The 10,724-nt window shown below is 28.3% G+C and carries 1 protein-coding gene; it reads right to left on the minus strand.

Going from position 1 to position 10,724, the window contains the following annotated elements:
- Positions 1-112: 112 nt before the first annotated feature.
- A complete protein-coding gene (locus tag Q5F54_RS01870; RefSeq protein WP_302333904.1) occupies positions 113-10,426 on the minus strand; it encodes a putative mucin/carbohydrate-binding domain-containing protein in 10,314 nt (3,437 codons plus the stop codon).
- Positions 10,427-10,724: the final 298 nt, after the last annotated feature.

Raw genomic sequence — 10,724 nt, forward strand, 5'->3', positions numbered from 1 at the left:
CGCTTATACTTACAATCTATAATAATTTTATTAAGAATTGTTAATAAAAATTAACTTTAATTTAAATAACTACTATATAAGAATTAAATATACTTATATAGTAGTTATTTTTTTACTCAAATCTAAATACTAAGTTAAACTTACTTCTAGAAGTTCCTCCAATAAAGTTTTTACCATGCTTACTAGTAAAACTTAATTTAGATGTATAAGGATTGGCTAAGTTTTGGGCTCTATTTAGAACTCCTAATTTAACATTACTAATATCTTCATATAACCATAAAGGACTCTCTTTTGTTAATTGTAAATTCCTATCTACAATTAAACCTTCTTTATTGTATATTCCTAGAGCCATTTTTGTCATAGTATCTTCTGAAGATAAACTATTCCAATCTTCAAATTCACTTGGTTGTACAATTTCAAGATTTTTGTAGCTTCTAGTTTTAGTCGTAAAGCTACTTTCTTGTCTAGTAAATGATTGTATATATACATTAACATCACTTGTATTATTGTTTTGAACCTTCATAACCCCAGATATAAATTCATCTGTAGTTTTATCCTTTAAGTTTGTTACAACTTGGAAAGGAATAGTTGTAGGTACAGAAACATTTATAGTTCTACTTACCTGAATAGGTATAGTTTTCACAGTTTCTTCTCCATATAAATCTGTAGCTTTATAGTCTACATTATAGATTCCCTCTTCATTTGGATTTACATTCTGTTTTAAAACTTCTAACTTAGTTGTTTTTTTGTAAAGTGTATCATCATCATCACTTACTATTACAGCTTCTTTTAGACGATTAATTATAGCTTCTTCTGTATGTTCTACAGAGTTAAGCTCTATCCTACTTAAACTGCTCTCGGTTATTGTAGGTTTATCATATACAACTATTGTACTTGATTTTCTAGTAGTACGATCATTACTGTTCGTTACTCTATAACTTACCTCGTACATACCAACTTGATCTGTATCAATAGATGTTAAGTCTATTAATAGAGTTCCCCTTCGGGCAGTAGTTTCAGAAATTGTATTTACAGATTTAGGGTCAATTATTCTTATATCACTTGGAACACTCCTAAATTGTGTAGCATCTCCAATTATAACTTTATCTTCATACTTACCGTCTATAGTATCTTTAGCCTCTAATTCATCTATTAAATTATCTAAATCAAGACTTCCACCTTTTAAAATTTTAGTATCTTTTATACCTGTTATTTTTGGTGCTTCTTTATATACAGCTTCTAGTCCATTTTCTGTTAATGTAAATACAGCTTCTGTTAAGTTCTTTTCATTATCTATACCATCAGAATAATCTTCTCTTTGATTCTCTATAGGACCTTTTATAGAAACCCTATTTGGTGTATAGTGCCAAATTGTAAGTTTATCTCCTATTTCGTAATCTCTAGGTCTAGAAAAATGAGTATTAGAAAATGCATTACCTTTCTCCCGTGAATATCCATCAATTGAAAACTTTTGTCCACCATTTTGACCAGTTAAGGTTATATTAAATACTTTTGTACGTTCACCTAAATCCCAATAAAAAGTTGAGGAACTATTACTGTATCCACTTATTTTTTTAGTTTCTGGGTCTATCTTAAGCTGTAAAGGAATACCCTCTGTAGATACTACTGATATAATATTTTGATTAGTTTTTATATCATCTTTTTCTACATAAACAGATTTAAAACCACTATCAGTAACCATAAACTTAATACTTCTTAAGTTATCTGGATTTTGAACTCCATCTGAGTAATCTTCTCTTTGACTTCTAACCCTACCATGAATACTTAGGTTAAATGGATGTCCTGTATCTATAAATTCAAATGTTGATCCATATGGAAGATATAGATCCCTAAAAATACCAAATGGATCATGTCCTGGACCGTTTCTTCGATTCTGATTGTTATAGCTATAATCACTATAAATTTTTCTAATATATGAATTTCCACCAGGTATAGTTACTTTTACTGTATAGTAATACGACATTGCATTTTCAGCAAAAATTGTATCACCATCTAAAATATCTACTTTTAAGGTTACTCCATTATTTCTATTATCTGTACATTTAACAAATGTAAATTTAATTAAATCTTTTCTATCTCTTCCACCCTTAAATACTATTGAATTGTCTAATATACCATTAGATAAATTTATAGTTCTTTCACCTTCACAAGTTCTTCCCCAAGAGTCTGTAACTTTATAGTGAAGTACATTTTTTCCAACTTTTGCTACACCTTTTATAACATCATTGTATGGTTCATATTCTTCAGTAGTTGTTTCATTTGGATTCCATGTAACTTCTACATTAGCTTGTGTCAATTTATCATGGTCATCTTTAAGTTTTACACCTCTCATATAAGGTATATCATCACCTTTAACAGTACTCAAATCTATAGTTTTGTCAATAGTAATTTTAGGTGCTTCATTATATACAGATTCCAAACCTACATCTGTAAACTTAAATCTTACGTGTTGTATATTATCAATATTTTCAACACCATTTACATAACTTTCTTTTGCATTAACAACAGTTCCATTTATTCTTGCACATTTTTTACTAGCTTCTGTTAAACCTTCTATAGCTATATAATCACCAAATTCAAATTCATAACCATTTAAATTCCTTAAGCCATTACTATTAATAGCATTTTCATTACCTAAAAGTTCAAATGACTGTTTTAATGTATTATTTTTATTATATATGCTAATTGTCATAAATGTTTTTTCAGTTTTATTTTTTCCCGAATTACTTGGATAAAAATCAAAAGAAGAATTCTGATTACCTATATGAATTTTATTTTTTCCATCTTCCCTTACAAATTGTATAGAAAAAGCTTTATACTGTCCAACTGTATCATTTACATTCATAGGGAAAATATTAAATTCATTCTTGTCAATAGATGACATTACATGTATTTTGGCAGGTTTTTCTGTAACTCTACCCCAACTATCTTCTACTATATAAGTTATATCTTGTCGTCCTAATGTATCATAGTCAACCTTATCATCATTTATAACAACTTGATTAGCACTTATTTGGTCATAATCATCTGTTACTGATATATCATCTGGAAGTGTTAATATTGAACCTTTATAATATACAAGTTCATTATCACCACCATGTATCTTTGGAGCTTGGTTATAATAATATACTAATCCATCATCTAAAATTTCAAATCTACCATTTTCCATTTTATCAGTAGGAGTTATATTGCTATTCCTCTTTAAAGCTTTTTCAGTATTTTTATTACCTGATTTTACATCTCCATCTAATACTAAGTGCTTACTTTCATCTTTTGCCCATATACTAAGTCTATATCCTTCTACATATGGGAAGTTATTTAATCTAGTTACTATATCTTCACTTATTATTTCAGTACCTTTTAACTCTATAGTACCTATAGTGTTTCCAAGTGAATCATATGCATTTATAACAAATGCTAATTTTCCATTATTTGAATCAATAGTTGAGTTTGGTGTATAATCTATTACTCTAAGCTTTCTTTGTATTGAGTCAAATCCTATTATCATAATAACTTCATCATTGTTATTTTTTACACTTAGTTTGTTTTCTTCTAGTTTTGTTCTAGGCTCAACAGTTATAGTTCTAGTTTGCTCTTTTTGAGTTCCCCAGCTGTTGCTTATAGTATATCTTACATGATAGTTGCCTTCTTTTAAATTATTTAAATTCCTTTTATCTTCTTCATTTACCGTAATTTTATAATCTTCATTATTAATATCTTGTAAATTTACAAGTACTCCTGATAGATAGTCTACTTCTTCTCCTCTTTTTATAGTTTTATTATCTAATCCAGAGATTAGCATTTCTTTTTGAGTAATTTCTTTTAAACCATCATCAGTTATTTTAAATCTAACTAAAGGATATCTACTAATTTCTCCAAATCCATTTTCATAGTTGTTATTATTTATTTTAGTGTTCTTGTTAGATTCTTGTATAACACCACCTATTATCTTAACTGTATTTTCAGTTTTTCCATAAAGGCTTATAGTGTCATACTTATTAAAAGCTGCTTCATGGATTTTTGCTAGTTGTTCTGTATCATGAGCTCTATCTCCATTTAAAGTAACTCTGTACTTTTCTTCACCTTTTATATTTCTTACAACCATTTCAAAATATCTATCTTGAGAAGTCGATGAACCACTAGCAGTTGGAGTTTCATTAGCTTTTAATACAATTTGATTATTAGTTGTATTAAATGTTACTTTAAATGCTAAATCTTGATTAGGTCCATAAACTTCAATTTCATTCTCCCTAACCTTAGATTCTACAGTTATAGTTTGCTCACGAATTGTAGCTCTTCCCCAACTATCATTTATATAATAATGAACAGTGTATTTTCCAATACTATCAAAAGTATAATTTGCACTATTTTCTACAGAATTACCATTTACTAAACTCTCATCTACATAAACTTTAATATTACGTTTTGATAATTGTGTATCATGGTCATCACTAGCTGTTAATCCTTCTAAAAGATTTATATTAGAACCTTTACTTATAGTTTTATCTTCTATATTACCATTTATATCAGGTGCTGCATTGTATACTGCTTCTAAACCATCATTACTTATCTTAAATCCAGTATTTGTCATATAATCAAACTTCTTGATTTCATCTGATATATCTTCTTTATGAGGTATATCTCCAGTTACAGTACCTATAATTTTTATACTATTAAGGTCACTTCTGTAAACCCTTATAATATCACCTTCTCCATATTCAGTATTATTAAGTTCATCTAACTTAGGAGAGTTACCTCTATCATTACCTGTTAAAGTAATTTCATTCTTTAATTCTTTATTTGAACCTATTATTTGTATCCCAAATACCATTTCAGATGGATTATTAGGTGCTATTCTATCATTTGTTTGATTAAATACCCTATATCTTCCAGTAACACTATCAAATCCTATTTCAAATAAAGGTGTTCTATCATCTTCTGTACTCTCTGATTCGGATACAATATTTTCCTCAGGTATTTCTGATTGAATAGTATCAGCATACACCTTGAATACATTTTTATATAAATTAGGTCTTACAGTTACTTTTCTTTCAACTGTTTTAGTTTTACCCCAGCGGTCTATTGCAGTATAGGTGATGGTTTTTTCTCCTGGTGTTGATGTATCAAAAGATATAGAGTTAGGAGTTAACACTGTACCATTTGATGTAGTTGTTACTCTAGTTGTTTGTCCATTAATACCAACAGTTATAGAACTTAAATGATCTGTATCAAAGTCGTCTGTAACTTTTACACCTTGTAATGGATTAAATGTTTCACCTTTATATACATCTGTATTTTCTACACCTTCAAATACAGGTGCTTCATTATACACTGCTTCTACACCTTCCCTAGTTAATTTAAATACAACATTGTTCATATTATCAGGATTATCAACACCATCTTCATAATCTTCTCGTTTATTTATTATGTTACCTTTTATAATAGATCTCTTTGGATCTTTGTGCCATATATATAAACAGTCATTATAATTAAACCTTTGATTATGCCAAAACTCGCTCTCATTAATAGTATCGGCATACCTATCCCCACTAAAAGATGAATCTCTTTTAATTCTCCCATCTGAACCAATAAGAACCATCCTATATACATTATCATTATCACCATTTAAAAATTTAGTGGTTGTTCTTTCTAAGACCTTAAATTTCCTTTCACTAAAATCAATCTGTATCTTTACAGGGAATTTTTCTGGTGCCATAGGTCCAAATACAACCTTATTCTCAGTAATATTACTTGTATCTGGATTCGTATATATTGCTTTTAATCCACTTTTTGTAATCTCAAATGTAGTGTTGATTAAGTTTTCTGGGTTATCAACTCCATCTTCATAATCTTCTCTTGCATCAATTACCTTTCCATTTATCAAAAACCTAATTGGATGTCCATGATAAATTTCAAGTTTATCTCCATAGTTAAGTTGATAATTTCTTAATGGTTGTAGTTTATTTGATACACTTTTATTACTAAAATCCTCACTAACATTAAATCCTACTGGTCCAACAGCATAAGTATTTTCATCTCTTTTTATAGCTATACGTACATATCCAGAAACATTTCCTTCTCCAAATGCTTTATTCTCATTAGATATTACTAATCTATTATTAGCATGATCAAATCCAATACCTATAACTTCTCCATCTGTACCCTTAAAGCTTATTCTATTTTTATCTATACCATTAGTTATTACTAACTTTCTAGTTATAGTAGATTCTCTACCCCAACTATCTTCTACACTTAGATTAATAATATTTGTTCCTATTATTAGGTCATTTTCAGTCTTTTCTTCATCATTATCTTTTTTCCCAAAACTGACTTTTATATTTTCAATAGGAATAGTTTCATCATGGTCATCTATAACCTCTACACCTTGAGTATAATCAATAGTATCTCCTGCATACTGTGTAAGTACTTCCTTAGACTTTATGATTATTTTAGGTGCTTTATTATATACTGCCTCTAATCCGTCAGTACTTAATTTAAACCTTACATTATTCATATGGTCTTCATTATCTATACCATCTGAATAGTTTTCATTTTCACTTCCAGATTCGCCTAATTTATCAGTATTAGATATATTACCTTTAATCTTAATTCTTGATGGAGTTTTACTCCATACACTAAAGTAATAATCATCATAAATACCTATATCATTAAGCTTTTTTAATTCTTCATTATTAAACTCTTCATCATCTGATAATTCAACAGTTCCTACAAGTTTACCTTTAGTATTAAATACCTTTAATCTAAATATGATTTCTGGCTTTGATTCTTCTGGTGTTACTTGCATATCTGAATCAATATCTAGATCAGGTTCCTCTGTAACTTCATCATCTGATGGTGGTTGCTCTGTATCTGTTGTAGAATCTGATCCATCACCATCTACTTCTCCTTCTGAACCTGGATTTGATTCTGTAGTATAACTTTGAGCTAACTCTTCATCTTGTGAAGGGTTCTGAACACCATTTTCTGGTTCTTGTGATTCACCTGGCTGTTCTGGCTCTGGTCTCTCTGGTTCAGTTTCTGTAGGAGGGTTATTTGGTATATTTTCTATTCCTTTAGTAACATTAAATTCATTTATTTTTGGGTTATATTTAAAAGAGAATAGCTTATTATTTCCACTCTTATCATAAAACTCAATATCATTTGATACAGATTTAGAAATTATAGATACTGTTCTTGTTACAAGTACACTTTTACCCCAAGAGTCAGTTGCTATATATGCTAATAAAAATTCACCAATACTATTAGTATCTGCATGACTTAGATCTTGTGTTTGTCCATTATAATTAAAATATTTAACATCTATCTGATCTTTTGAGATATTACCATCTAAGTCATCAGTTGCACTTATACCTTCCCTAGCCTTTTCTAAAGTTAATTTATCACCTTTATATAAGTATAAGGTGCTATCTATTCCATGAATTTTTAAAGCTTCATTATAAATCATTTCTAAACCTTCTGGATGTATTTCAAATCTTGAGTTTTCCATTTCATCTTCATCTTCATATCCATCAAATAGAATATCTGACTTTTTCATTTTGTCATCTTTTTCTTCTCCACTAAATGGATTTTTAGATTTTGCTGATATAGTAAGCCCTTTGGAATAATCATATGGCTTAAGTGATAAATAATCACCATGAGCATATACTACATTACTAAATTTACTTTCTATGTTATTACTAATTAAATCTTGTTTTGTAATCGTGATCGTTTTTTCATTTTCACTTTCACTTGATTTAAAAAGTCTTGAAATAAGATTTCTATTCTTTTTAATAAGCTTTATTTCTAGTAATGTATTATTACTATCTAAATTACTTGGTATATTACTTGCATCTGATTTATATACATTAAAAGTTTTACTATTATCATCAAACCTTATAGATAAAATTGTTTTTCCAGTTTGATTATTTTTTAATGTAATGTAGTTGTATTCTAAATTATTGTATGGATATACAGTAATTTCTCTTTTTATAATTGTACTTCTACCCCAACTATCTACAGCCTTATATTCAACATATTTTTTTCCGATAGTACTAGTGTCAATAGTACCATGAGTCATAGTTTTATTTATTTCACTATCATGGTCATCCGTTACGCTTATACCATCCGTTAAATCAACTTCTCCATTTCTTTTGACTATTAAATCTTTAGTTATCTTGAATTGAGGAGCTTGGTTGTAGATATATATTAATTCAGATTTACCTATCTCAAATCTTACATTTTTCATGTAATCGGGATTATTTATACCATTAGTATAGTCTTCTTTGTACACATCACTGTTAGTACTTTCATTTACTTCATAATCAATATACTTTTCATTAGTTTCTTCAGTAGAACTTCCTTCAGTATAGTTTTTATTTTTTTCTACTAACTTTCCAGTTATTCTTATATTTTCAGGTGTAGTAGACCAAAGTTCTATACGGTCACCTTCAGTATATTTATATCCATTTATTCTTTTTAATATAGTTCTTAGCTTATCGCTACCCTTTATATTTAAAGTTTTTTGAAGTATTCCATTGTTTGAATACACTTTCAACTTAAATATTGGTGATGATTTAGTTTCATCTATTGCTTTATCTGACAAATTCTCTAAACCATCAACTATTAAAGTTTTTTCAACTGTGTCTAATCCTATCCTAAATAGACGCTCCTTTGAATTATTAGGATCCATAAAATCAATATAAGTTGTATCAAGTGGATTTGTTGATGTAACTGTTATAATTCTATCCTTTGTACTAGATCTTCCCCATTTATCAGTAGCAGTGTATGTTACTGTTTGATCTCCAACCTTTGTATTGTCAAATGAAGAATGTTTTATAGATACATATCCATCTTCTATATTACTATCATTAAACTCATCAAAGTCATCATTTATTTTTTCTTTTACACCTGATAAAATGTCTTCATCAGAACCTCTAGGTACTGTAAGTGACTCAAGATCTCCTATTACTGGTGCATCATTGTTTACCTCTTCAAGACCAGTATTTTTTATTCTAAATCTACGCTCTGAAATAGTAGCTTGAGGTACTCCATTAGCATAGTCTTTAACTGTATCATTTACCACAGCTTCTTTAGGATTCGAGTTCTTAGTAGTACCTTTTATAGTCCCTGCAATTTTAAGCTTTTTATCAGATTCTGCATGCCATATACCTATATAATCACCTTCTTCAAAAAGGTAATTGTTTATAGCATCTAGATTTTCAGAGTCACTTTTATCTGAACCTAGTAGTGTAGCTGATACTTTTTCATTCATATCCTTATCATATAGAACAAATTTAAAGTACTCTTCTTTTGAAGAGTTAGTTAACATCCTTCCATCTTGGTCAGTTACCTTAATTGATTTAGTTGAAAGGTCAAATTTTATTTTAAATCTTTCTATATTAGTTCCAAAGTATGGTATACCATCTACAGTAATTACATTATTTGCTAATTCATTCTCATTTGATGTTCTTTGATTTTCTTCTATACTGACTGCATCTTGACTATCTTTAGCTGCAATATTTCTTGTAGCAGTTATACTTCTTCCCCAACTATCTTCTACTGTATAGTTTAATATAGCCGAAGATTCAGTTTTTTCCTGAACTGATACTACTATCTTAGAGTTATCAATTACACCATCGTGATCATCAGTAACTTTTATACCTTGAAGAACATCTACAGATGGATCTTCTACATCTAATAAGTCTGTTAATCCTTCAAATACTGGTGCATTATTATAGACAGTCTCAAGATTAGTTTCAGTTATTTTAAATCTTACATTTTCAATATAATCAAGATTATCAACACCGTCAGAATAATCTTCTACCTTTTCATTTTCTTTATCTGTTTGTTTTTCTTTGTTTATATCTCCTTTGATTTCTCCTAAAATTTTAATGCCTTTCTTAGGGTCAAAAGAAGCTATTTTTATGGTATCACCAGTTTCATACTTAGTATCTTTAAGTATATTTAGTTTTTCAGAATTTCCAGTATCTTTGCCTAGAAGCTCTATATTTAATTTTTCTTTATTTTCTTTATCATATATATTAATTTTATATATTATGCTATCTAGATTTGTTTTAGATAATTGTTTTTCGCTTTGATTACTTAATTTAAACTTCTTTTCTTTTTCATCAAAGCCTATAGAAAATCCTAATTCATTTTCTATTTTATCTAGTATATACATATTAAATACATTATCTTCTAGCTTAGATTTACTTTCTTCTTTTTGTTTGTCTTCTTTTTCTTCAGTCTTTTCATCTTTTTGTTCAGTAGATTCTTCTTCAGATTTAGTTTCTTCTGAACTTTCTATTGGCACAATTTCTGAAGTAATATTAGATAATGCATTTACTGGAATAGTTTCCATAAAAATAGCTACCAAACAAATATAAGAAATTAATTTTCTTTTCATAAAAAGTTTTGTCCTCCTTTCATTAAATTTTTATTTATGGCATACCAAATATTATCGAATCTTCGGTATGCCATGAGAAAATCTATATTTAGTTTTAAATATATTCGTTTGATAATCTAATCTATTTACTAATTAATATCTATAAATATTACTTTCTATCTTAATGGTATTAAAACATTATTACAGTATTATAACATATAATATACCTTTTTGTATATTCCTATCGTTTATTGTCGAAAATTGTTAAATAAGTTAACAAATATAATATGAGTTATGATATAAAGTTTAAACAAAGAGC

Origin of the sequence: uncultured Romboutsia sp. (assembly GCF_958366745.1) — a bacterium.
GTDB classification, from domain to species: domain Bacteria; phylum Bacillota; class Clostridia; order Peptostreptococcales; family Peptostreptococcaceae; genus Romboutsia; species Romboutsia timonensis.